The following is a 23,240-nucleotide window of genomic DNA, read 5'->3' as shown; positions in this document are numbered from 1 at the left end:
TCAAGTGGAAATACGAAGTAACACTATTGTTGAGCTTTAATGGATTCGACTCAAGGTGTTATTTCATATCACTACAAAACGAGTGTGGGAGCGGGCTTGCTCGCGAATGCGGTGCTTCAGTCACTATTTCCTTTGACTGACACACCGCATTCGCGAGCAAGCCCGCTCCCACACTTTTGTTCCAGTCGCTTGGTCAGGTCGTGGCGCGATGCAGGCTGGCGAGGAAACCCGCAGCGCCGACAAACAACCCAGCAAAGGTACGGTTTACGCGCTTCTGTTGTTTAGGTGTACGCAACAGGCGCAAGACTTTCGAGGCCAAACCTGTGTAGCCCGCCATCACGATCATATCGACGCTGATCATGGTTGCACCGAGGATCAGGTACTGGATCAACAACGGCGCCTGCGGGTTCACGAACTGCGGCAGCACCGCCAGCATGAACACCAGCGCCTTGGGGTTGCTGGCGTTGACCAGAAAACCACGGAACATCATCGCCATCGGCTTGCCGATGGGGCGCACGGCGGCGTCATCGGTCATGTCCATGGGCAGAGCCCGCCATTGTTTGATGGCCAGGTACACGAGGTAGGCCACGCCGAACCATTTGATCGCATAGAACGCGGTAGATGATGCCGCCAGAATGGCCCCCAAACCGCCGGCCACCACGGCAATCTGCATCGCCAGGCCCAGTTGCAGGCCAATGGCGTTCCAGTAGCCACGCACAAAACCGTACTGCAGGCCGCTGGACATCGAGGCGATGGCGCCGGCGCCAGGAGAAAGGGAGATGATCCAACTGGCGAGGAAAAAGGCCAGCCATGTATCGAGAGCCATTGCACACCTCGTAAGGGAGTTAGCGGTTGTGCCTTAAGCTAACTCCAGCGACCAAAGGCTGGCTATAGATTTCTGTAGGAGCGAGCTTGCTCGCGAAGAACGTCAACGATAACGCGGGCAAACTGGATGAACGCGGCGCTCTCAGGTTCTTCGCGAGCAAGCTCGCTCCTACAGGATGTTGGTGCCAGAGCCGGGCCAACGGCGCACCGAGCGCTGGAAGAACAGACTATTGGGCACCTGCACCATCGCGCTGTTGGTCCCGGCTTCCTCGACTTCGATCAGCGTGGTGTAGAGCAAGTTGATCGCCACGACCCGGCCCTTCACGCCCGGCTTGTCGACGGTGTCCACCAACTCGACGATATCACCCAGGCGAAACGGCCCGACGGTAAAGATCAGGATCGCGCACAGCAGGTTGGACAGCACCGACCACATGGCGAAGAACGCCACAGCCGCCACCGCGACAAACCCCGACAGGGCCGTCCACAACACCGTGGCAGACACACCCAGGCGGCCCAACACAAAGATCAACGCACTGCCCATGATCAGCCAGCGCAAGCCGCCGCGCAGGGGCATCAGCAATTGCGGCGGGAATGGGTAGCGCTCCCCCAGGCGTGTCAGGCCTTTGGCGACAAAGCGCTGGGCCAGGTAGCCGGCCAGCAGGATCAGCAGGATTTGCACGCCAATCCAGATGGGCTCGATCCATTGCACCGGTACTGGCAATTGCAACGCTTCCATCAGGACAGCGCCTCCAGCTCCGCTTGCAGGGTTTCGAGCAATTCGAGGGCCTCCATCCAGGTTTCCTCCAATTGCCCCTCGCGCACCTTGAGCTTGGCCTGTTCGGCCAGCAGGTCACGCAGCTCGTCCTTGCGCGCCGCCTCGTACACGGCGCTGTCGCCCAGGCTGGCTTCGATCTTGGCCAGGCGCTCATGCACCTTGCCCAGTTCGGCTTCCAGCTTGTCGGCCTCACGCTTGTGCGGCGCCAACTGCTGGCGCAGCGCGGCGGCGGCCTGGCGCTGGGCTTTCTTGTCGGTCTTGTCCGGGTTGACCGGCGTGTTGCTGGCCGGCGCATTGCGCAGGCGGTATTCGGTCAGCCAGCGCGCGTAGTCGTCCAGGTCGCCGTCGAACTCTTCGACCTTGCCGTCGGCCACCAGCAGGAAGTTGTCGGTGGTGCTCTTGAGCAGGTGACGGTCGTGAGACACGACCAATACCGCACCGCTGAATTCCTGCAGGGCCATGGTCAGCGCCAGGCGCATTTCCAGGTCCAGGTGGTTGGTCGGTTCGTCGAGCAGCAACAGGTTCGGGCGATCCCACGCGATCAGAGCCAGGGCGAGTCGGGCTTTTTCGCCACCGGAGAAGTTCAGCACAGGCTCGTCGATGCGCGCGCCACGGAAGTCGAAACCGCCGAGGAAGTCGCGCAGGGTCTGCTCGCGCTCGGTCGGCGCCAGGCGTTGCAGGTGCAACAGCGGGCTGGCCTTGGCGTCCAGCGAGTCCAGTTGGTGCTGGGCGAAGTAACCCACCACCGTGTTCTCGCCACGAGTGAGGCGACCGGCCAGCGGCTCAAGCTCACCCGAGAGGTTCTTGATCAGTGTCGACTTGCCTGCGCCGTTCGGGCCGAGCAAACCGATGCGGGCGCCCGGCGCGAGCTGCAGCTTGACCTTCTCCAGGATGGTTTTGTCGCCGTAGCCCAGGCGAGCATCCGAGAGGTCCAACAGCGGGCTGGAGATCTTCACCGACTCACGGAAGACAAAGTCGAACGGCGAATCGACGTGGGCCGCCGACAGCTCTTCCATGCGTTCCAGGGCCTTGATGCGGCTCTGCGCCTGGCGCGCCTTGGTGGCCTGGGCCTTGAACCTGGCGATGTAGCTTTCCATGTGCGCACGTTGCGCCTGTTGCTTTTCAAAGGCCTGTTGCTGCTGGGCCAGGCGTTCGGCGCGGGCGCGTTCGAACGCGGTATAGCCGCCACGGTACAGGGTGATTTTCTTCTGTTCGACATGGGCGATGTTATCGACCACGGCGTCGAGGAAATCCCGGTCGTGGGAAATCAGCAGCAAGGTGCCCTGGTAACTCTTGAGGAAGTCTTCCAGCCACAGGATCGCATCGAGGTCCAAGTGGTTGGTCGGTTCGTCGAGCAGCAGCAGGTCCGAAGGGCACATCAGCGCTTGGGCCAGGTTCAGGCGCATGCGCCAGCCACCGGAGAAGTCGGCGACCGGGCGGTCCATCTGTTCGTTGGTAAACCCAAGGCCAGCGAGCATCTTGCGAGCGCGGGCGTCGGCGGTGTAGCCGTCGGCGCTGTCCAGCTCCGAGTGCAGGCGCGCCTGGGCGGCACCGTCCTGGGCTTTTTCGGCTTCGGCGAGGTCGTGTTGCACCTGGCGCAGGCGCAGGTCGCCATCGAGCACGTAGTCGATGGCGATGCGGTCCAGGGTGTCGATCTCCTGGCGCATATGGGCGATGCGCCAGTCGGCCGGCAGCAGGCAGTCCCCGGAGTCCGGGGTCAGCTCACCCAGCAACAAGGCGAACAACGTGGATTTGCCGGCGCCGTTGGCACCGATCAGGCCGGCTTTGTGACCGGCGTGCAGGGTCAGCTCGGCGTCTTCAAGAAGACGTTGCGGGCCACGCTGTAATGTTAGGCTTTGAAGTCGGATCATAATGGCGGCGGAGTCTACCAGCTTCGTTGGCCGCTGGCTTGGGTGTGAATATGTGCGCTGACCTGTGGAGCTTTGCCCTTTCGACCTATGCCCGCCCGGGCGTGGAGGCCGCGTGCCTGCGCTTGCAGGAGCAAGGGGCAGACGTGTGCCTGTTGTTGTGTGGTGCTTGGCTGGAGCAACGAGGTGTGGCGTACAAGCCCGAACGCATTCAGGCACTGCAACAGATCGCTCATCCGTGGCGGGTGCAGGTTGTCGAACCGTTACGACAAATGCGCGTGCAATGGCGGGACTTGGCTCAGCAGGATGCGCAATTGGCATCGCTACGCGAGCAGGTCAAGACACTGGAGCTGGAGGCCGAAAGAACGCTGCTGGCGCGCTTGGAAGCGCTGGCGCAGGCATGGCCGATCAACGAGGTGCTGGGTCAGCGAGAATGGCTTGAAGGCCTGGCGACCGAAGCCGCCAACCTTGACCACGACGCGCTGCTGCAATTGCGCGTCATGGCCGCCAACACTTAGGAAGCGCTGGTTGGGGTGGTGCTTGGCGCTACCGGTGCAGGAGTGCTGCTGGCCGATGCTGTTGGAGCGGTGGCTGCTGCCGGGGTGGCAGTGGGGGCTGCTGGAGTGGCTGGCTTGGCGGGCGCTGGCTTGGCAGCTGGCTTCGCGGCCGGTTTTGCGGCAGCAGGTTTAGCGGCTGGCTTTGCGGCTGGTTTGGCAGCAGCAGGTTTAGCGGCTGGCTTCGCGGCTGGTTTGGCAGCAGCAGGTTTAGCGGCTGGCTTCGCGGCTGGTTTGGCAGCAGCAGGTTTAGCGGCTGGCTTCGCGGCTGGTTTGGCAGCAGCAGTTTTTGCGGCTGGCTTGGCAGCTGGTTTGGCGGCAGCAGGTTTAGCGGCTGGCTTCGCGGCTGGTTTGGCAGCAGCGGTTTTTGCGACTGGCTTGGCAGCTGGTTTGGCAGCAGCAGTTTTAGCAGCTGGCTTCGCGGCTGGTTTGGCAGCAGCAGTTTTAGCAACTGGCTTCGCGGCTGGCTTGGCAGCAGCAGTTTTGGCAGCTGGCTTCGCGGCTGGTTTGGCAGCAGCAGTTTTAGCAACTGGCTTGGCAGCTGGTTTGGCAGCAGCAGTTCTAGCAGCTGGCTTCGCGGCTGGTTTGGCAGCAGCAGTTCTAGCAGCTGGCTTCGCGGCTGGCTTGGCAGCAGCAGTTTTAGCAGCTGGCTTCGCGGCTGGTTTGGCAGCAGCAGTTTTAGCGACTGGCTTGGCAGCTGGTTTGGCAGCAGCCGTTTTAGCAGTTGGCTTGGCGGCTACTTTTGCAGGCGTACGAGCACCCAGTGCTTTAGCTACTGCTTCCTTCACACGGCCAACGCCCTGGGCCAGTTTCAGGCTTTCTTGAGCGTCTTTTTTGAGTTGGGAAATGTAGCTGCGAGTTTCGGCTTGGCGATCCTTGAGAGCATCCAGCAGCTCTTCAAGTTCTTTGACCGCGCCTTTGGCTTTGGCTTGGGCCTTGGACTTGCCGGCAGTGGCAGCGTCTTGCAGTTTGGTACGGGACTTGTGCAGTTTTTCTTGCGCTTTACCGCGTTGCTTTTCCAGTTTGGCGAGCAGTTTTTCTGCATCAGCCAAGGCTTGGGAGCACGCGCTTTCCAGATGTTCGAGCAGGCTGCCCGAAAGTTGTTGGAGCAAGTGCAACGGGGTATTTACAGGCTTCTGTTTGGCCGACATGGTTTACCTCCTGGCTGACGTGGGTGCGGCTCATACTAGCCCTCTGCTCTTACCGCCGCTAGGGCATGTTGACAGTATCCTTTGCGTTGCGTTGCACCGTGCGAAAATTCTTATCGATATAACGGAAAACCGCGCCACTTTTTACGCCCTCGCACTGGCATAATCCGTCGCACTTTCGCCGGGAGAATGCCCATGTCGCGTTACCTTTTTCTAGTGTTCGGCTTGGCGATCTGCGTGGCCGATGCAAGCGAGCAGCCCTCGTCAAACACCACCGCCGTAGCCCCGCACGACCTTGCCTATAGCCTGGGCGCAAGCCTTGGCGAACGGTTGCGCCAGGAAGTCCCCGACCTGCAGATACAGGCCCTGCTCGACGGACTCAAACAAGCCTACCAAGGCAAACCCCTGGCGCTGGATAACGCGCGCATTGAACAGATCCTCGCCCAACATGAAGCGCAGAATGCCGCCGACGCCCACCTGCCGCAAAGCGAGAAAGCACTGGCCGCCGAACAGCAATTTCTCTCTCGGGAAAAAGCCGCCGCCGGCGTTCGTCAGTTAGCCGACGGCATCCTGCTCACCGAGCTGGCAAAGGGCACTGGCAACAAGCCGTCGGCCAGCGATGAAGTGCAGGTGAAATACGTGGGCCGACTGCCTGACGGGACTGTCTTCGACAAAAGTACGCAGCCGCAATGGTTTCGCCTGGACAGTGTGATCAGCGGCTGGAGCAGTGCATTGCAACAGATGCCGGTGGGGGCGAAATGGCGCCTGGTGATTCCTTCGGCCCAGGCCTATGGCGCAGACGGCGCAGGTGAGTTGATCCCACCCTATACGCCGCTGGTGTTCGAAATCGAACTGCTCGGCACTCGCCACTGACCCATAAAAAACGGTGCGACATGCGCACCGTTTTTTTATCTCGCCATCAGGTTCAGGCCTGGGTGGCGGGTTCTTCTTTGTGAGCGTTGTGCAGCACTTCGATCAAGCAATCTTCCAGCTCGAAACGCTCATGCAACAGCGCGCCCAATTCTTTGAATTTTTCCGCAACACATTTCCCGGCATCACACAGGTCGGTGAACGCCAGCAGCTTTTCAGTAATCACATCGATGCGCGGATAAATCGTCTCTGCCAACTCCAGACCACGCTGATCATCGAAGGCTTCGGCCTCCTTGGTCAGTTGCTCATAGACGCCGAAATGTCCGGCAGACACGTAGTCCACCAGCACACCGCAGAAATCTTGCAATGTCTCGCGATTCTCGGCCAACGCTTCGGGCTTGGCGCCGAGAGCATCAAAGGCCCGAACCAGTTCGTGACGTGCCTTCAACCAGCTGTCGATCAGCTTGTGCACCCCACCCCAGCGTTCCTGAGCATTCTGACAACTTTCCAACATGATGATCTCTCTTCCCTATTGGGGCGCCGCAGCTCTGTACCTGCGCAACACTTCAAGGATGAAGCAGCAGACGGACAAGGCCGCGTCTGACAAGCGGTTTGGATAACGCGTGCGGGCCAGATTATGCCCGCATGACTATGGCTTCAAGGTACGCAGGAGAGAATGTTCATACAAGTGTTTAATCCGCTCCTACAACCTGAGTCTCGTTTTCAAGGCATTGCGAGGCGCAAATGCCTGCCGAACAACAACCGTGACACCTGCATGAGCCCCAGGATCAGCATCGCCACGAAGAACAACAGGCTCCACTCAGGCAGGCTCAAGTCAAACAGCGTCCAGTTGATTTCGACACAATCGACCGTGCCATTGAACACCGAGCGCATTGCCTGCCAGACAGACAGGTTTTCAAGCATGTGCTGCAGGCTGGGCCAGCAATCCCCCACCTGACTTGCCGGCCTGTTCTGCAACAGCACTTGCCGGCCTGCGGTGATGGCGCCCAGCAACGCACAGCCCATACTCGCCAGCCCGTACAGGCAAAGGCCGGAACGCCCAGGCTTGTGAAGCACGGCAATCAGGTTGATCAATGCAAAAGACGCGAGGAACAGGCGCTGTACCTGGCATAGAAAACAAGGTCGTAGCAGCGCGCCGTATTGAAGGTAGAAAGACGCGCCCAACGTCAGCGCACCCGCCATGAACGCCAGGAAAAACAAAGAGCGTAAAGGGGCCAAAGACATTGTTTATCCGCACTGCAAGAGATAGGTCGCTACGGTAGAGGAAAGGCCCGACCCCTTTCAATACGCCCTAGAGCAGACATTTCCTCGAAAACATAAGGACATCCCGCCACGAGCCCGAGGAAATTCAGTTACAACAAGTAGGAATTAGCAACAAGGCCAGTTAAACCGAGTGTTTGCAGGGTTTGAAGGATCCGGGGGCGGATCGGTCCGAGCCAATCCACTCACCCTTTCCTACTTCAAACTCGCGCAGGCACCGGCAGCGGCGAGGACAGCAGACGATTGTCGAGCAAGCCCAAGCCCTCCTGAAACAGCTGGTTGCTGCGCTCGGTGTCGCCCAATTGGGCCAGCAGGCGAGCCAGTTCGGCGCAGGCTTCGGGATTGCGCTGTACTTGCAGGCTGCTTTCCAGATAATCGCGCGCCTTGCCCCACAGACTGTTTTGCAGGCACAGACGGCCCAGCGTCAGCAACAGGCTGGCATCGCCTGGATGGTCCTTGAGCCAACCTTCGGCAAACTTCAATTGGCGCGCAGGATCACTGCCGCGCAGCAGGCCATACAACCGAATCAGGTGACTGTCATAACCGCGCTTGAGCGCACCACGCAGCACTTCTTCGGCCTTGGCATCGGCGCCCAATCGACGCAGTTGATCGGCATACGCCAACACCAATTGTGGCTGCTGGCGCTGGGCAGCGGTCAGTTGCTCCCATGCGCGCTCCAGGGACTGTAACCCCGCCTCGCCTTGCTCTTCACGCTGGGCAGCCAGGCTCAGGTTCTCGCCCCAGGCGCGACGTTCCAGCTCAGCCAGCTCATTGGCAGGCAAGACTTTGTCCTTGCGCAGCTCAGGCAACAGGCGAATCACTGAAGACCAATCGCCACGCTGCTGATGCAGGCGTTGCAGCTGACGCAGCACTTGCGCGTTATGCGGATGACGCTCATGCATCGCCTGAAGAGTGACCAGGGCACCTTCCGTATCGCCACGATCCATCTGCAATTGCGCATGGCTTAGTGCAATGGCCAGTTCGGCCTGGGGCTGGCGCTCCAGCGCGCGCTCCAGCAAACCGTCGGATTCCTCATAACGGCCCTGTTCATTGGCCGCACGGGCGGCACCGATGTAATACAGCAGGGGTTGACGCTCTGCTTCGGCGGCGCGGTGCAGGTGGCGTTCGGCGCTGGCCCAGCGGCCCTCGGCGAGGTCCATCTGGCCTTGCTCGATAGCAATCTGCACACGACGGCTGCGGTTGCGTCGTGACCAAGGGTTGACCACGCCACCGGATGTGGTGACCAGGCTCCACAACACACGGATCAGGTAAATCGCCAGGCCAATGGCGAACAGCGCCACCAATGTCGCCCACAGGCTTGATTCGTAATGCAGCAAGTGAGGATAGGTAATCAACACGTAGCCGGTGTGCTTCGAAATGCCCACGCCCAGGGCCAGGGCGACCGCAATGGCGAGCACCAGGATCACATAGAAACGCTTCATCAGCTCTACTCCTGGGTCGCCGGTTTGCCAGCCGAGGCCTTGGCTTCGTCGGCAGACTGATGACGACGTTCGAGGTACGCCTGCACAGCGGCCAGGCTCGCGGCCAAGTCAGGCGTGACCACCGACACGGCCTTGGGCTCGAGCTCAGCGATACGCGCCAGCATCGCCTTGCTCTGCGGGTTGTCCTGGTTGAAGTTGTCCTGCAACACGCTGCGCGCTTCTCCCAGCGAGCGGCTGTACACCGCCGCCTCGCCGTTAAGCGCAGCCCACTGGGCTTGCTCCAGCGCCAGGCTCAAGGCCAGCCGCACTTGGTTCAGACCTTGGCCTGCCAACAATGGGCGGATGTTGTCATCCGGGTTGAAGTCGATGCGGAAGTAACGGGAAATCTGCTCCCACCATTGGCTCAACTGGTTCTGCGTATCGCTGGTGGGGCGCCCCTGGGAGGCAGGCTCGGTGAGCTGATACTCCGGGGCAATCGCTGCAAGCTGCACCACTTGGTCACGCAAGGCGGCCAGTTGCAGGTACAGGCCGGTACGGTCCGGTTGCTCGGTGCTGCGCAGCGCGGCCAGGCTCTTGGCCAGTTGCTCGCGTGCGGCGAAAGACCCTGGGTCGCTCTGCTCGCGAAGAATCTCGTCGGCACCCTGGACCAGCGACTGGGCGCTGTTGATATCTTGCAAGGCGGACAAACGCAAGCTGGCCAGACGGATCAGATGCTCGGCTTCGGCCAGGCGCCAATCCTTGCGGCTGGCACCCAGCACGGTTTCCAGACGCTGGTTGAGGCGCTGCTGATCACCCTGCAACTGCGTGACCAGGCGGCGGCGTTCTTCCAGCTCATCCGCACCCGGCAACTGCGCCAGGCGGGCGGCCAACTGTTGCTGGCCTTGCTTGAGGCTCTGGGACTGGTCATCCAGGGTCTGCACCTGGCCTAGCTGGTGCTGGCTGCTGGCTTGCAGGGCACGGACCTGCCAGATCCCCCAACCGCCGGCGGCTACGCCCGCAGCGCCCAGCAGCAAGGCGACGATGGCCAGGCCATTGCCACGGCGTGGCGCGCTGACCGGTGTCTCGACCGGCGCATCAAGCGCGGGCTGAGCTTCATCTTTAGGCAAGGCTGTTTCGCTCACGTATCCGTCCTTTGTGTATCAGAGAGTGGGAACGGGATAGCTCCCTAACGCCACTAACAAAGCCGCGGCACTCGCGCCGCGACAATCCACAACTTTTTCTGCACCCGCGGCCCGCGCCATTTCATATACACGCGGGCTGGGCACGAACAACGGCAGCTGTGCCACCTCTGGCCAATCGGAGCCGGCCAACGCGTGCAAGTGTAAAAAACCCTGCCCACTGCTGACCACCAGGCCGTTCAAGCGTTCCAACTGGATGCGTTGCATCAGCGCGCCCTCCTCATACACCGGAAGAAAACGCCGATACAATTCCAGGTAGTCGACACTAGCACCTTGCTCGCGTAAACGCTCTGCCAGCAACTCGCGCCCGCCCTCGCCACGCAGGATCAACACCCGGGCGCCCGGCAGTGCAATAGCCTCGCGCAAGGCAGGCAGTTCAAGCAAGGCCTCGCTGTCATCGCCCGTGGCGGGATAGTGAACGTGGAGGCCATGATCGGCCAGTATCTGGGCCGTGGCCGCGCCGACACTGAACCAGGGCATGGGCGGCACACTGCCCCCCAACTGCTGCAACGCCAGGCGCGCGGCCGGCTTGCTCACCACGATGACGGCGCAATAGCGCGGCAGCGCGCCAAATATCGCGTGTTGCTCAGCGGTCTCCGGCAACGCTTCGGTCTCCAGCAAAGGCAGGCAACTGCTGTGAATACCGCGCTGGGCCAATACTGCCGCCAGCGCCGTCGACTCCTCGGCAGGCCGCGTCAGCAGCACTCGCCAGTCGGTCACTGCGGACCGGCCTCGCCATAGACTTTCTGCAAAATGGCACCCGCGCCTTTTTCCAGCAGTTCCTCGGCAACCTGAATCCCCAAGGCCGTGGCATCACGTTGCGGCCCACGCACCTCGGCGGTCAGCAGGTTACCGCCGTCCGGATCACCAACCAGGCCACGCAGCCACAGGTTCTCGCCTTCGAGTACGGCATAGCAGGCGATGGGCACTTGGCAGCCACCGTTGAGGTGTTTGTTCAAGGCACGCTCGGCGGTGACACGCACTTCGGTCTCTGCGTGATCGAGAGGTTTTAGCAGTGCGTGAATTTCGCTGTCGGCGGTGCGGCATTCGATGCCGACTGCGCCCTGCCCGCCAGCGGGCAGGCTGTCTTCGACGCTGATGGCCGAGGTGATGCGGTCTTCAAAGCCCAGGCGGATCAGGCCGGCAGCGGCGAGGATAATCGCGTCATATTCGCCGGCGTCCAGCTTGGCCAGGCGCGTGTTGACGTTGCCGCGCAGAAAGCGGATCTGCAGGTCGGGACGCCGCGTCAGCAACTGGGCCTGGCGACGCAGGCTGGAGGTGCCGACGATACTGCCCAGCGGCAATTCGTCCAGGGACGCGAAGGTGTTGGAAACAAAGGCGTCGCGCGGGTCTTCGCGCTCGCAGATGCAAAAAAGGCCCAGGCCTTCAGGGAAGTCCATGGGCACATCTTTCATCGAATGCACGGCGATATCGGCTTCGTTGTCCAGCAGCGCGGTTTCCAGCTCCTTGACGAACAGGCCCTTGCCGCCGATTTTCGACAGCGGCGAGTCCAGCAGCTTGTCGCCGCGACTGACCATGGGCACCAGGGTTACCTTGAGGCCGGGATGGGCCTGCTCAAGGCGTGCTTTGACGTATTCGGCCTGCCACAAGGCCAGGGCGCTTTTACGGGTGGCGATGCGGATTTCGCGAGAGGACATGGATCAATCCGTACTGAATAGATACGACGGATAATAACAGCTCAGGCAAATACGCTTTGATTTGAATCAGCAAGTGCGGGGCCTCCCTGGCCACGTCGCACCGGGATAAGGAACGCAGACCGCGCCGCAGCCCTCGGGCTAAAGCTGCTGCATCATCTTGCGCACGCCAGCGACATGGCGTCGGCTGACGATCAAGGCATCGCCATTGAGCCCCTTCAGGAATAGCTGAAAGTGCCCCAGGGGCGTGCGCTGCAGGCGCTCGATGCGTTCACGGGCGACCAGCGCGTTGCGATGAATACGCACGAAACGTTCGCCAAACTCGTCTTCAAGGGCCTTGAGCGGTTCATCGAGCAACACTTCACCGGTCTCGTGGCGCAAGGTCACGTATTTGTGATCGGCAATAAAGTAGACCACTTGCCCGAGTGGGATCAGCTCGATGCCCTTGCGGGTACGCGCGCTGATATGGCTGCGTGGCCCGTTACCACTTTGCGCAGCCGGCTGCGTCAAGGCAGCCAGCTGGGCACGGCTGGGGCGCTCGGCTTTTTTCAGGGCCTTGAGCAAGGCTTCGGCCGTGGCCGGCTTGATGAGAAAACTGACACCGCTGTCTTCCAGCGTCTGTGCAGAAAACTCTTCCTGCGCCGCACACAACACCACGGCGGGCGGCGATTCGCGTTCACTCAAGCGGGCGGCAACCTGCAGGCCGTCGAAGCCCGGCATGCGGATATCGAGCAGCACTACATCCGGCTTGTGGCTGTCGATCAGCGTCAACGCCTCTTCGCCGCTGGTGGCACTCGGTTCAAGGACTGTATAACCCTCGAGTTCACTGACCAGACGGCTCAGTCGCTCGCGGGCTTGGGGTTCGTCATCAACGATCAGGACATTCATATTGCGCTGGATTCCTGCGTGAGTCTCGCACAAGGATAGCGTAGACAGGTGCGGTGACTGACGTCACAGCGATCCACGCTAAGACTAGCGCGAGCGGCAAAAAGTGCCCTGAGAATGGCACCCAAATTTACCCGGACCTGTTCAATAGCGCCCAAGACCCGCTGCCTCCGGGCATCGTCGTAGGGTTCACTGATAAACAATCCGAATACCCCCCTGTTTAATGGATAGTCTGGTTATGACCGCATCACCCGACTTTGGTGCATTCACACACTATCAGTCCAACTGTAGACGCTCACTGAGGCGACATTGCTCAATCGTCAAATATCGTTTCAATAAGTACCTGCCTCCAGTCTCGTCCTGGATGCGGTCGGCGGCAAGGCACTTAGCCATCTCTTACACAAATAAAATTGCCGACCACCCGCAGCACCGCCTCCACGGGCAACCCTGTTATGATCGCCGGCACACCTTCATGCCTCTTTTAAGCAGATCACGAGCGAATCCATGAGCACCGACAAGACCAACCAGTCCTGGGGCGGCCGCTTCAGTGAACCCGTCGACGCCTTCGTCGCGCGCTTCACCGCCTCCGTCACCTTCGATCAACGCCTGTACCGCCACGACATCATGGGCTCCATCGCCCACGCCACGATGCTGGCCAAGGTCGGCGTGCTGACCGATGCCGAGCGTGACAGCATCATCGACGGCCTGACCACCATCCGCGGTGAGATCGAGGCAGGGACGTTCGACTGGCGCGTCGACCTCGAAGACGTGCACATGAACATCGAGGCACGCCTGACCGATCGCATCGGCGTGACCGGCAAAAAATTGCACACTGGCCGTAGCCGTAACGATCAGGTCGCCACCGATATCCGCCTGTGGCTGCGCGATGAGATCGACCTGATCCTGGGCGAAATCACCCGCCTGCAAAAAGGCTTGCTGGAGCAGGCCGAGCGTGAATCGGACACCATCATGCCCGGCTTCACCCACCTGCAGACCGCACAGCCTGTGACCTTCGGCCACCACCTGCTGGCCTGGTTCGAAATGCTCAGCCGCGACTACGAGCGCCTGGTCGATTGCCGCAAGCGTGCCAACCGCATGCCGCTGGGCAGCGCGGCACTGGCCGGCACCACCTACCCGATCGACCGTGAGTACACCGCGCAACTGCTGGGCTTTGACGCCGTGGGCGGCAACTCGTTGGACGGCGTGTCGGACCGGGACTTCGCCATCGAATTCTGCGCCGCCGCCAGCATCGCGATGATGCACCTGTCGCGCTTCTCCGAAGAGCTGGTGCTCTGGACCAGCGCGCAATTCCAGTTCATCGACCTACCGGACCGCTTCTGCACCGGCAGCTCGATCATGCCGCAAAAGAAAAACCCCGACGTGCCAGAGCTGGTGCGTGGCAAGAGTGGCCGTGTATTCGGCGCACTGATGGGCCTGCTGACCCTGATGAAAGGCCAGCCACTGGCCTACAACAAGGACAACCAGGAAGACAAAGAACCGCTGTTCGACGCCGCCGACACCCTGCGCGATTCGCTGCGTGCCTTTGCCGACATGATCCCGGCGATCAAGCCCAAGCACGCGATCATGCGTGAAGCGGCCCTGCGTGGGTTCTCCACCGCGACCGACCTGGCGGATTACCTGGTGCGCCGTGGCCTGCCGTTCCGTGACTGCCACGAAATCGTTGGCCACGCCGTGAAGTACGGTGTGGACACCGGCAAAGACCTGGCGGAAATGAGCCTGGAAGAACTGCGCCAGTTCAGCGACCAGATCGAGCAGGATGTATTTGCCGTGCTGACCCTGGAAGGCTCGGTGAATGCCCGTAACCATGTGGGCGGCACTGCGCCAGCACAGGTCAAGGCAGCGGTCGTGCGCGGCCAGCAATTGCTCGCCAGCCGCTAAAAGCATCGCAGGCAAGCCAGCTCCCACATTTGATTGGGTTCACACATCAAAATGTGGGAGCGGGCTTGCCCGCGATGGTGCCCTTACAGCTGCCAAAGATTTATTTTTTGGCTGCAATCATCGCCATGAACGCCGGCAGCGCCGCCTGCCTGTCCGCCTCTACCTTCTGCGCATTGGGCATCTCATTCAGGCGCGCCAACAACGCCTTCGCCTTCGGCAACTGCGCCAGCAGGTCCAGCCCAAACAGCTTCTCGCCCACACCGCAGGCCAGGTTCAGGCTGTACATGAAATACAGGTCCGCGAGGGTTAAGCTCTCACCTGCCACATAAGGCGCAAACTGACCGTGCCGGCCTAACGTACCCATCCCAAGCAGCAGCTCGGCCCTGGATTTTTCCTTGATCGCCTCCGGCACCGTCATGCCGAAAAAGGCCTCGGCATAACACGCCCGCGCAGGCAGTTCGATGTACAGCTCGATCTCACGGCACAGCGCCAGCACCTGAGCCCGCGCAAACGGGTCGGCGGGCAACAGTGCAGGGCCTTCCTGGGTCTGTTCGAGGTATTCGAGGATGACGCTGGTTTCGTTGATGAACCCCTGCTTCACACCCAGCACCGGCACTTTGCCGCGGGGGCTGACCGCCAAGGCTTCGGGGGTTTGCCCGGCGTAAAAAGGCACTTCTTCGAAGGGCAGTCCTTTCTCCAACAGCGCCAGCTTGACCATGTTGTAGTAGTTGCTGACCGAAAATCCGTAAAGCTTGAGCATCGCAAAGCCTCCAGGCCGGGTGTGGGGTTGGCTGCAAGAGTTATAGATCCTCGAGGGCACCCTGACCAGCAGCATCATCCCCCTGAATGGGGGTAGACTGGCGCCCTTTCCTTGAGGAGCCTGCCATGAGCGAGCCGACCGATATCGACCACGACGAAGAAGAAGAATTTACCGAAAACACGCTGATCGAAGCCATCGAGAACCAGATCGAGAGCGATAACCCGCCAGCGGCCAAGGCTACGTTCAATAAACTGACCCTGGTGGGTTACGAGCGCGACGATATCCTCAATCTGATGGCTCACGTGCTGGCCTTCGAGATCGACGCCATGCTGGACGAAGACCGCGCCTTCAATACCGAGTGGTATGAAACGGCACTGCGGGCACTGCCCGAGCTGCCGCCGGAAAAGGAATAACCCCGGCAGGCAGCAACACGCTGGACAGTTCGGCAAAGTGCGTTCACCTTATGGCCTGCTAGCCTCTAATAAATTTTAGAAAGTCTGGAGTCCTTATGTCGTATACCCCTGAGTTGGTTGCCGAACTGGAAATCCTTGTACTCTTCCCCTTGGACAGCACCAAGGAAGGCTTGAAAGTCCATCAGACTGCCGCCCCTACTGCCGTCGCCGCTGCCAAGCGCCTCCATGCCAAAGGGCTGATCGACCAACCGGACGGGGGCTATCTGACGAGCCTTGGCCGGGACGCTGCCGAGCAAGCCCAAACTCTGCTGACCATCCTGACTACAGCCAATACCAAAGAAGCCGCCTGATACCTGATACCGCCCATGGAGTCCGCCGCCTGCGGATTCCGCGGGCATTGCTGCGCGGCATACAAAATTCTGACGCCAAAAAGCCACTTCCCTCTAAAACTCCTACGCTACTGTCTGTAAACTCCTGCATGGCCGCCCGCGTCGGGCCCTGCGAGCCAACGAGTTCGACATGACCCGCACCCATGAAATCCGCCCCGATCTGGACGAAGGCATCGACCGCAAGGTGCTGACCCAACTGCGCGCGCGTTTCATGAGCCTCAATCAAGGCCGCATGGCCCGGGCCGTCGAAGGGCTGACGCCACGCCAGCAAAGCGTGCTGGCTTTGTTGCCGCTGTTTTTCCACGTCAATCACCCGCTGCTGCCAGGCTACGTCTCCAGCAGCACGCCGGCCGGGTTGTCGAATTTTGAACCGGACGCCCAGGCCCTGGCCGATGCCCAGCGCCTGACCCGCTCGTTTTCCTATAAACCGCGCCACGGCAATCCGCCTACGCCGATCCACGGTTTGTTCCTGATGGGCAGCCTGGGCACGCTGGCCCAGGCCGATCAAAGCGATATGGACGTGTGGGTGTGCCACGCCCCCGACCTGAACGAGACCGAACTGGCCGAGCTGCGCAAAAAGTGCCAACTGCTGGAAACCTGGGCCTCGGGCATGGGCGCCGAGGCGCATTTCTTCTTGATCGACCCGACGCGCTTTGTGTTGGGTGATCGCGATACGCAACTGAGTTCCGACGACTGCGGCACCACCCAGCACTACCTGCTGTTGGATGAGTTCTATCGCACCGCGATCTGGCTGGCCGGGCGCACGCCCATCTGGTGGCTGGTGCCGGTCTACGAAGAAAACCGCTACGCCGAGTTTACTCACGCCTTGCTTTCCAAGCGCTTCATCCGTGCCGATGAAACCCTCGACCTCGGCCATCTGGCTCATATTCCTCCGGGGGAGTTTATTGGCGCCGGGCTGTGGCAACTGTTCAAGGGCATCGAGTCGCCCTACAAATCGGTGCTCAAGCTGCTGCTGACCGAGGTCTACGCCAGCGAACACCCGAAGGTGCAGTGCCTGAGCCTGCGCTTCAAACAGGCAGTGTTCAGCCATCAGGTGGACCTGGATGAGCTGGACCCGTACATCATGGTTTACCGCCGCATCGAGGAATACCTCAAGGCCCGCAACGAGCTGGAGCGCCTGGAACTGGTGCGCCGCAGCCTGTACCTGAAGGTCAACCGCAAGCTCAGCGCCGGCCAGCGCACCGCCGGTTGGCAACGGCAGTTGCTGGAACGCCTGGCGCATGAATGGGGTTGGGACCCGCGCCAACTGGCGCTGCTGGACAGCCGCAGCCAATGGAAGGTGCGCCAGGTCGCCTCCGAGCGCCGCGCCCTGGTCAATGAGTTGAACTACAGCTACCGCTTCCTCACCCAGTTCACCCGCAGCGAACAGTCCGCCAGCCCGATCAATAAACGCGACCTCAATGTACTGGGCCGCCGCTTGTACGCGGCGTTCGAGCGCAAGGCCGGCAAGGTCGAGTTCATCAACCCCGGCATCGCCCCCGACCTGGCCGAAGACACCTTGACCCTGGTGCAGTCGCCCAACCGCAAGGAGCCGGGCCAGCACCATTGGGGCCTGTACAACGGCAACCTTACCGCTCTGGAATGGGAACACTTCGCGCCGATCAAACGCAGCCGCGACCTGCTGGAAATGCTCACCTGGTGCCATCGCAACGGCGTGATCGACAGCAGCACCCGCCTGGCGCTGCACCCCGGCACCAGCGACATGACCGAGTTTGAGCTGTTCAACCTGTTGGGCAGCCTGCAACAGACCATCGCCCTGCCCCTGGCCAGTGTCGATGAGAGCCGCTTGCTGCGCCCGGCAGTGCCAGAAGAAGTGCTGCTGCTGATCAACGTTGGGGTTGACCCGCTCAAGCATCATCGCGACCTGAATATCCTGATGACCACCGAGCGCACCGACTCCCTGAGCTATGCCGGCGTGCGCGACAACCTGGTGCTGACCCTGGACCAGGTCACGCTCAACAGCTGGAACGAAGTGATGGTCAGCCGCTATGACGGCCCGCACGCCCTGCTCGACTGCCTGCGCGACTACCTCAACCAACTGCCATCGAACCATCTGCCACGCCTGCGGGTGCGCTGCTTCTGCCACAACCGGGCGCAGTTCATTGCCCAGCGGGTGGAAGAGGTATTCGACACCGCGCAGCATCTGCTGCTCGGCCAGGGCAATCATCGCTACCTGCTCCAGGTGCAGCAGCATTATCACGTCATGGAACTGGTGCCGGGCCAAGCCACCCATGTGTCGCTGCCGACCCAGGACGCGCTGATCGCTTACCTCAACGAGGAGTTGGCCAGCTACAGCCCGTGGCACCTGGACGCCATGGCCCTGGAAGACCACGACCTGGCGCTGCTGCTGCCCATGGGCCAGGCCGAGTGTGTGCAGGTGTTCTACCGGGTCAATGAAGGCTTCGCCGACGTGTACGTGCTCGACGAATTCAACGCGCTCTGGCAACAGCGCTTGCCGTTTCATGATGAGCAAAGCCTACTAGCGCCGCTCCAGCGTTTTTTGCAATCGATCCTGTACCGCCGCGAAGCGCTATCGTCCCTGGACGCTCAGCAACCCGCGGGCGAAGTACAGATCCTGTACTACCAACTGTTGCCATCGGGCAACGGCCGTGCGCGAGGCGTGGAGCCACGGCCGGCCCCGCAAGACCCTGCCAACAAAGCGTTTTATGACGTGCAGGCGATTATCGGCAAAGGCGCGCCGGGCCAGGTAGGGATCACCCTGTACTGCAATCAGCGGGAGTTTTCCGAACTGGAATTTGGCGACCAGCTGTTTACGGTGGTCGCCCGGGAGATCGTCGGGCAACGTCGGGAAACCGAGCGTTACCGCTGCTATATCACTGACCTGGATCTGTCGGGGCTGCTCGGTGATGTGCAAAGCCCAAGCAATCTGTACCTGCGTTATAAAGCCGAACTGGAACAGTCACTCAATGCGGCCTTGAATCAGGTTTAGAGCGGGAAGGCGCCGCCATCTTTGGGCTGGCCTTCGACGCTGAGCAATTCCAGCTTCAGGGTCTTGCCGCCAGGCGCCGGCCAGTCGATGTGCTGGCCCACTTGCAGGCCAAGCAATGCGCTGCCTACCGGCGCCATGATCGAAATCTTGCCTTCGTCGGCGTTCGCGTGCTTGGGGTAGACCAACGTCAGGTGATAGTCCTTGCCGCTGCCTTGCTCACGGCAATGCACGCTGGAGTTCATGGTCACGACACCCGCAGGCACTTCATCGTGACCAACCACGTCTTCGGCGCGGTCGAGTTCGGCTTGCAACGCTTCGGCGCCGGGAGACTCGTCGCCCAAGCGGTCGATCAGTTGCTCCAGACGCTGCACGTCAAGACGGGTAAGAATGATGGACGGTGCGGTGGTCATGATTCAGGCAGACTCCTTTTTTCTGCACACAAAAGCAAAACCCCGCCAGGAAAAGGCGGGGTTCTCACGGACCTCGATGAATGGAGGTGTATCCGGACACTACCACAGCGACACAAATAAACAAGACGCCGTCAGGTGCTCGTCTTGCGCTGCTCGGCCTCGGCGCAGATCACCCGGCGCCGCGCATCGTCGGCAGAGCGCCATTCCCGGATGTCTTCCACATGGCGGAAGCAGCCCAGGCAGACTTTCTGCTCGTCCAGGCGACACAAACTGATACAAGGTGACGGCACCGCCGGGCTGACATTGCTGAACAGCGGCTTGGGCGGGCGTACGGTTGCAGGCTCACTCACCATCAGATCTCGTCGAAATCCAGTTCGTCGCCGGTGTATTCCTGGACTAGGCGGGCGAGCATCTCACCCAGCAACTCTTCACTCTTGTCGCACTGCCATTTGCCGCTTTCTTCGTCGTAATCGAAGTGAACGCCACCGGAGCGTGCAGCCAGCCACAGCTGACGCAGCGGCTCCTGGCGGCTGAAGATCAGTTGCTGGCCGCTCTCGAACTTGACGGTCAGCACACCGGCCGAGTTTTCCAGGTCCACGTCCAGGCCGCTGTCGTCGAAAATATCTTCCAGCCCCTGCTGGGTGGCATCCACCAGGTCGTGAAAACGGGCTTCGGTCAAACTCATTGTGGCAACCTCAAAAGTGTCTGGTTTTGCTCAAGCGCCGCACGATACGGGCGAGCTTCGCCGATTGCAAAGGATACTGATTTGATCACGGATGACGGTACGAAATATCCCCAGGCATCGTAGCCTGCTTCCCTACTGTCTCGGCAAACCCCCGCCGGACGGGTGTTGCGGCGCATAGGCAAGCTGGCGGGTGGTCGGTATACTCGGGCGCAATTAATGCATATTCAAGGATTTCGCCATGAAGCGCCTGATCTCTTCCCTTGCTGCGCTCGTCGCGGTCGCTTGCCTCGTTAGTGCCTGTGGCCAGAAAGGCCCGTTGTACCTGCCGGATGACAGCAAAGATCCAAACGAACAGGCGCAATCGTCGCAAAAGCCGTCAAAAGCCCATAAGCACGACACCTACTAAACCAAGGGAAACTTATGGACGCTTTTAACTACCGGGACGGCGAGCTGTTCGCGGAAGGCGTGGCCTTGTCCGCGATTGCCCAGCGCTTCGGCACCCCGACCTATGTGTACTCGCGTGCGCATATCGAAGCCCAATACCGCTCGTTCACCGACGCCCTCGACGGCGTGCCGCACCTGGTGTGCTACGCAGTCAAGGCCAACTCCAACCTGGGTGTACTCAATGTCCTGGCGCGTCTTGGCGCTGGTTTTGACATCGTGTCCCGTGGCGAGCTGGAACGCGTACTGGCCGCCGGCGGCCAGGCGGACAAAATCGTCTTCTCCGGCGTCGGCAAGAGCCGCGAAGACATGCGTCGCGCCCTGGAAGTCGGCGTGCATTGCTTCAACGTCGAATCCACCGACGAGCTGGAGCGCCTGCAAGTGGTCGCCGCCGAGATGGGCGTGCGTGCGCCGATCTCCCTGCGCGTCAATCCGGACGTCGACGCCGGCACCCACCCGTACATTTCCACCGGTCTCAAAGAGAACAAGTTCGGCATTGCCATCGCCGACGCCGAAGACGTGTACATCCGCGCCGCCCAACTGCCGAACCTGGAAGTGCTGGGTGTCGACTGCCATATCGGTTCGCAACTGACTACATTGCCACCGTTCCTGGATGCCCTCGACCGCCTGCTGGGGTTGATCGACCGCCTGGGCGAGTGCGGCATCTACCTGCACCACATCGACCTCGGTGGTGGCGTGGGTGTGCGTTATCGCGATGAAGAGCCGCCGCTGATTGCCGACTATATCCAGGCCGTGCGCGAGCGCATCGAAGGCCGCGACCTCACGCTGATGTTCGAGCCGGGCCGCTACATCGTCGCCAACGCTGGCGTGCTGCTGACCCAGGTCGAGTACCTCAAGCACACCGAACACAAGGATTTCGCCATCGTCGATGCGGCGATGAACGACCTGATCCGCCCGGCGCTGTACCAGGCCTGGATGGATGTCACCGCCGTGACGCCGCGCGCAAGCAAAGCCCGCGCCTATGACATCGTCGGGCCGATCTGCGAGACCGGCGACTTCCTGGCCAAGGATCGTGAGTTGGCGCTTGAGGAAGGTGATCTGCTGGCCGTGCATTCGGCCGGTGCCTACGGGTTTGTCATGAGTTCCAACTACAACACCCGTGGGCGTACCGCCGAGGTGCTGGTGGACGGTGATCAAGCATTTGAAGTGCGTCGCCGCGAGACGGTAGCCGAGTTGTATGCTGGCGAAAGCCTGCTGCCGGAGTAAGCCATGCTGCTGCGTTTTACCAAGATGCACGGGCTGGGTAATGATTTCATGGTCCTCGACCTGGTCAGCCAGCACGCGCACATCCTGCCCAAGCACGCCAAACAGTGGGGCGATCGCCACACCGGGATCGGGTTCGACCAGTTGCTGCTGGTCGAGGCGCCGAGCAACCCGGAGGTGGATTTTCGCTACCGGATCTTCAACTCCGACGGTTCCGAAGTGGAACAGTGCGGCAACGGCGCGCGCTGCTTTGCGCGCTTTGTGCTCGACAAACGCCTGACTGCCAAACGCCAGATTCGCGTCGAAACCAAAGGTGGCGTGATCGAACTGGACATCCGCAACGATGGCCAGATCAGCGTCAACATGGGCGCGCCGCGCCTGGTGCCGGCGGATATTCCGTTCCAGGCCACCGAGCAGGCCCTCAGTTACTCGTTGGACGTAGATGGCAAAACCGCGGAGATCGCCGCCGTGTCCATGGGCAACCCCCATGCGGTGCTGCGGGTCAACGACATCAATAACGCCCCCGTGCACGAACTGGGGCCGAAGATCGAACATCACCCGCGCTTTCCGGCACGGGCCAATGTGGGCTTTTTGCAGGTAATCGACCGTAACCGTGCGCAATTGCGCGTATGGGAACGCGGCGTCGGCGAAACCCAGGCTTGCGGCACCGGTGCTTGCGCCGCTGCCGTGGCCGCGATCAGCCAGGGGTGGATGGATTCGCCGCTGCTGATCGACCTGCCCGGTGGACGTTTGTCCATCGAATGGGCAGGCCCTGGCCACCCGGTGATGATGACCGGGCCGGCCACGCGTGTATACGAAGGACAAGTCCGTCTATGAGTGAGCCAAGCTAATGACCGATAAGCCTCAAGTACCCGCACACGCAACCCCGAGTGAAAGCCTGGAGGCCGCTGCTGTCGCGGCGTACCTTGAGGCTAACCCGGACTTCTTCGTCGAGCACGAAGAACTGCTGCCGGCCCTGCGCATCCCTCACCAGCGCGGCGATACCGTATCGCTGGTGGAGCGGCAGATGAAGATCCTGCGCGAGCGCAATATTGAAATGCGCCACCGGCTCTCTCATCTGATGGACGTGGCACGCGACAACGACCGTTTGTTCGACAAGACGCGCCGCCTGATTCTGACCCTGATGGATGCCACCAGCCTGGAAGAAACGGTGATCGCCGTGGAGGACAGCCTGCGTGAGGATTTCCAGGTGCCCTTCGTCAGCCTGATCCTGTTCAGCGACAACCCGATGCCGGTGGGTCGCTGGGTCACAGGTGGCGAGGCGCAGACGGCCATCGGCGGGCTGCTGTCCGAAGGCAAGACTATCAGCGGCACTTTGCGCGAGCATGAGCTGGACTTCCTGTTTGGCGCCGAACAGCGCAAGCAGATCGGCTCTACGGCCGTCATCGCCCTCAGCCATCAAGGCTTGCACGGGGTACTGGCCATCGCCAGCCGCGACCCGGCGCACTACAAAAGCTCGGTGGGCACGCTGTTCCTGACCTATATCGCCGAAGTGCTGGGCCGCGTCCTGCCACGTCACACCACCACCCTGCGCGCGGTGCGCTGA

At 61.1% G+C, this 23,240-nt stretch carries 25 protein-coding genes; 10 read left to right on the top strand and 15 right to left on the bottom strand.

Features of this window, described 5'->3' with window-relative positions; all coding sequences use genetic code 11:
- Positions 1-193: 193 nt before the first annotated feature.
- The 3 genes from CRN80_RS10030 to abc-f form a co-directional block, all read right to left on the bottom strand.
- The gene (locus CRN80_RS10030) at positions 194-826 is read right to left on the bottom strand and encodes a LysE family transporter (protein ID WP_046070042.1); all 633 of its coding nucleotides are present in this window, start codon (positions 824-826) and stop codon (positions 194-196) included.
- A 168-nt stretch (positions 827-994) separates the two neighbouring features.
- On the bottom strand, positions 995-1,561 hold the full coding sequence (locus tag CRN80_RS10020) for a mechanosensitive ion channel family protein (RefSeq protein WP_003195372.1): 567 nt from the start codon (positions 1,559-1,561) through the stop codon (positions 995-997).
- The gene (gene abc-f, locus CRN80_RS10015; RefSeq protein ID WP_098950065.1) at positions 1,561-3,471 is read right to left on the bottom strand and encodes a ribosomal protection-like ABC-F family protein; all 1,911 of its coding nucleotides are present in this window, start codon (positions 3,469-3,471) and stop codon (positions 1,561-1,563) included. The genes CRN80_RS10020 and abc-f overlap by 1 nt, the downstream gene beginning before the upstream one ends.
- Positions 3,472-3,521: 50 nt before the next feature.
- On the opposite strand from abc-f, the gene CRN80_RS10010 reads away from it, so the two are divergent.
- The gene (locus CRN80_RS10010; protein WP_169918541.1) at positions 3,522-3,986 is read left to right on the top strand and encodes a TIGR02444 family protein; all 465 of its coding nucleotides are present in this window, start codon (positions 3,522-3,524) and stop codon (positions 3,984-3,986) included.
- Here CRN80_RS10010 and CRN80_RS10005 read toward each other — a convergent pair.
- Positions 3,983-5,173: an AlgP family protein gene (locus tag CRN80_RS10005; RefSeq protein ID WP_098950063.1), complete on the bottom strand. Its 1,191-nt coding sequence runs from the start codon at positions 5,171-5,173 to the stop codon at positions 3,983-3,985. The genes CRN80_RS10010 and CRN80_RS10005 overlap by 4 nt on opposite strands.
- 192 nt (positions 5,174-5,365) lie before the next feature.
- Between CRN80_RS10005 and CRN80_RS10000 the strand changes: the two genes are divergently transcribed.
- Positions 5,366-6,043, top strand: a complete 678-nt coding sequence (locus tag CRN80_RS10000; protein ID WP_032894576.1) for an FKBP-type peptidyl-prolyl cis-trans isomerase — start codon at positions 5,366-5,368, stop codon at positions 6,041-6,043.
- Between the two features lie 52 nt (positions 6,044-6,095).
- On the opposite strand, the gene CRN80_RS09995 is transcribed toward CRN80_RS10000, so the two are convergent.
- The 7 genes from CRN80_RS09995 to CRN80_RS09965 all read right to left on the bottom strand — a co-directional run bounded on the left by CRN80_RS09995 (position 6,096) and on the right by CRN80_RS09965 (position 12,484).
- Positions 6,096-6,554, bottom strand: coding sequence for an Rsd/AlgQ family anti-sigma factor (locus CRN80_RS09995; protein ID WP_032894575.1), 459 nt, complete (start codon positions 6,552-6,554; stop codon positions 6,096-6,098).
- Positions 6,555-6,763: 209 nt separating this feature from the next.
- Positions 6,764-7,285, bottom strand: coding sequence for a disulfide bond formation protein B (locus CRN80_RS09990; protein ID WP_098950062.1), 522 nt, complete (start codon positions 7,283-7,285; stop codon positions 6,764-6,766).
- A 236-nt stretch (positions 7,286-7,521) separates the two neighbouring features.
- The gene (locus CRN80_RS09985) at positions 7,522-8,763 is read right to left on the bottom strand and encodes a heme biosynthesis protein HemY (protein WP_032894573.1); all 1,242 of its coding nucleotides are present in this window, start codon (positions 8,761-8,763) and stop codon (positions 7,522-7,524) included.
- A gap of 5 nt (positions 8,764-8,768) precedes the next feature.
- Entirely contained in the window at positions 8,769-9,884 is a 1,116-nt protein-coding gene (locus CRN80_RS09980; protein ID WP_032894572.1) for a uroporphyrinogen-III C-methyltransferase, read from the bottom strand.
- Positions 9,885-9,902: 18 nt separating this feature from the next.
- Positions 9,903-10,661 (bottom strand): uroporphyrinogen-III synthase, encoded by a 759-nt coding sequence (locus CRN80_RS09975; protein WP_098950061.1) that lies wholly within the window; start codon positions 10,659-10,661, stop codon positions 9,903-9,905.
- Entirely contained in the window at positions 10,658-11,599 is a 942-nt protein-coding gene (gene hemC / locus CRN80_RS09970) for a hydroxymethylbilane synthase (RefSeq protein WP_098950060.1), read from the bottom strand. Before hemC ends, CRN80_RS09975 begins: the two co-directional genes overlap by 4 nt.
- 138 nt (positions 11,600-11,737) lie before the next feature.
- On the bottom strand, positions 11,738-12,484 hold the full coding sequence (locus CRN80_RS09965) for a LytTR family DNA-binding domain-containing protein (protein ID WP_098950059.1): 747 nt from the start codon (positions 12,482-12,484) through the stop codon (positions 11,738-11,740).
- A 501-nt stretch (positions 12,485-12,985) separates the two neighbouring features.
- Between CRN80_RS09965 and argH the strand changes: the two genes are divergently transcribed.
- Positions 12,986-14,380 (top strand): argininosuccinate lyase, encoded by a 1,395-nt coding sequence (gene argH / locus CRN80_RS09960; protein WP_020302866.1) that lies wholly within the window; start codon positions 12,986-12,988, stop codon positions 14,378-14,380.
- 100 nt (positions 14,381-14,480) lie between these two features.
- Here the strand turns inward: argH and CRN80_RS09955 are convergent, their stop codons facing one another.
- Entirely contained in the window at positions 14,481-15,140 is a 660-nt protein-coding gene (locus CRN80_RS09955; RefSeq protein WP_098950058.1) for a glutathione S-transferase family protein, read from the bottom strand.
- 125 nt (positions 15,141-15,265) lie between these two features.
- Between CRN80_RS09955 and CRN80_RS09950 the strand changes: the two genes are divergently transcribed.
- From CRN80_RS09950 to CRN80_RS09940, 3 genes are all read left to right on the top strand, one after another.
- On the top strand, positions 15,266-15,553 hold the full coding sequence (locus tag CRN80_RS09950; protein ID WP_098950057.1) for a hypothetical protein: 288 nt from the start codon (positions 15,266-15,268) through the stop codon (positions 15,551-15,553).
- A gap of 95 nt (positions 15,554-15,648) precedes the next feature.
- Entirely contained in the window at positions 15,649-15,903 is a 255-nt protein-coding gene (locus CRN80_RS09945) for a TIGR02647 family protein (RefSeq protein ID WP_056790998.1), read from the top strand.
- 169 nt (positions 15,904-16,072) lie between these two features.
- Positions 16,073-18,913, top strand: a complete 2,841-nt coding sequence (locus CRN80_RS09940; RefSeq protein ID WP_098950056.1) for a class I adenylate cyclase — start codon at positions 16,073-16,075, stop codon at positions 18,911-18,913.
- Here CRN80_RS09940 and rnk read toward each other — a convergent pair.
- The 3 genes from rnk to cyaY form a co-directional block, all read right to left on the bottom strand.
- Positions 18,910-19,323, bottom strand: coding sequence for a nucleoside diphosphate kinase regulator (gene rnk, locus CRN80_RS09935; protein ID WP_032894565.1), 414 nt, complete (start codon positions 19,321-19,323; stop codon positions 18,910-18,912). The genes CRN80_RS09940 and rnk overlap by 4 nt on opposite strands.
- A gap of 131 nt (positions 19,324-19,454) precedes the next feature.
- Positions 19,455-19,676, bottom strand: coding sequence for a DUF1289 domain-containing protein (locus CRN80_RS09930; RefSeq protein ID WP_178110588.1), 222 nt, complete (start codon positions 19,674-19,676; stop codon positions 19,455-19,457).
- Positions 19,676-20,008: an iron donor protein CyaY gene (gene cyaY / locus CRN80_RS09925; RefSeq protein ID WP_032894564.1), complete on the bottom strand. Its 333-nt coding sequence runs from the start codon at positions 20,006-20,008 to the stop codon at positions 19,676-19,678. Before cyaY ends, CRN80_RS09930 begins: the two co-directional genes overlap by 1 nt.
- Positions 20,009-20,246: 238 nt before the next feature.
- Here cyaY and CRN80_RS09920 point away from each other — a divergent pair, with 238 nt between their 5' ends.
- Genes CRN80_RS09920 through CRN80_RS09905 form a run of 4 tightly spaced genes read left to right on the top strand, consistent with a single transcriptional unit; the run spans position 20,247 to position 23,240 of the window.
- Positions 20,247-20,414, top strand: a complete 168-nt coding sequence (locus tag CRN80_RS09920) for a lipoprotein (protein ID WP_003195417.1) — start codon at positions 20,247-20,249, stop codon at positions 20,412-20,414.
- A 14-nt stretch (positions 20,415-20,428) separates the two neighbouring features.
- On the top strand, positions 20,429-21,676 hold the full coding sequence (gene lysA / locus CRN80_RS09915) for a diaminopimelate decarboxylase (RefSeq protein WP_032894563.1): 1,248 nt from the start codon (positions 20,429-20,431) through the stop codon (positions 21,674-21,676).
- A 3-nt stretch (positions 21,677-21,679) separates the two neighbouring features.
- Entirely contained in the window at positions 21,680-22,510 is an 831-nt protein-coding gene (gene dapF / locus CRN80_RS09910) for a diaminopimelate epimerase (protein WP_032894562.1), read from the top strand.
- A 13-nt stretch (positions 22,511-22,523) separates the two neighbouring features.
- Positions 22,524-23,240, top strand: coding sequence for a DUF484 family protein (locus CRN80_RS09905; protein WP_098950055.1), 717 nt, complete (start codon positions 22,524-22,526; stop codon positions 23,238-23,240).

It is taken from the genome of Pseudomonas sp. FDAARGOS_380, assembly GCF_002591235.1.
Taxonomy (GTDB): domain Bacteria; phylum Pseudomonadota; class Gammaproteobacteria; order Pseudomonadales; family Pseudomonadaceae; genus Aquipseudomonas; species Aquipseudomonas salmasensis.
This window is presented reverse-complemented; position numbering and strand designations above follow the sequence as displayed.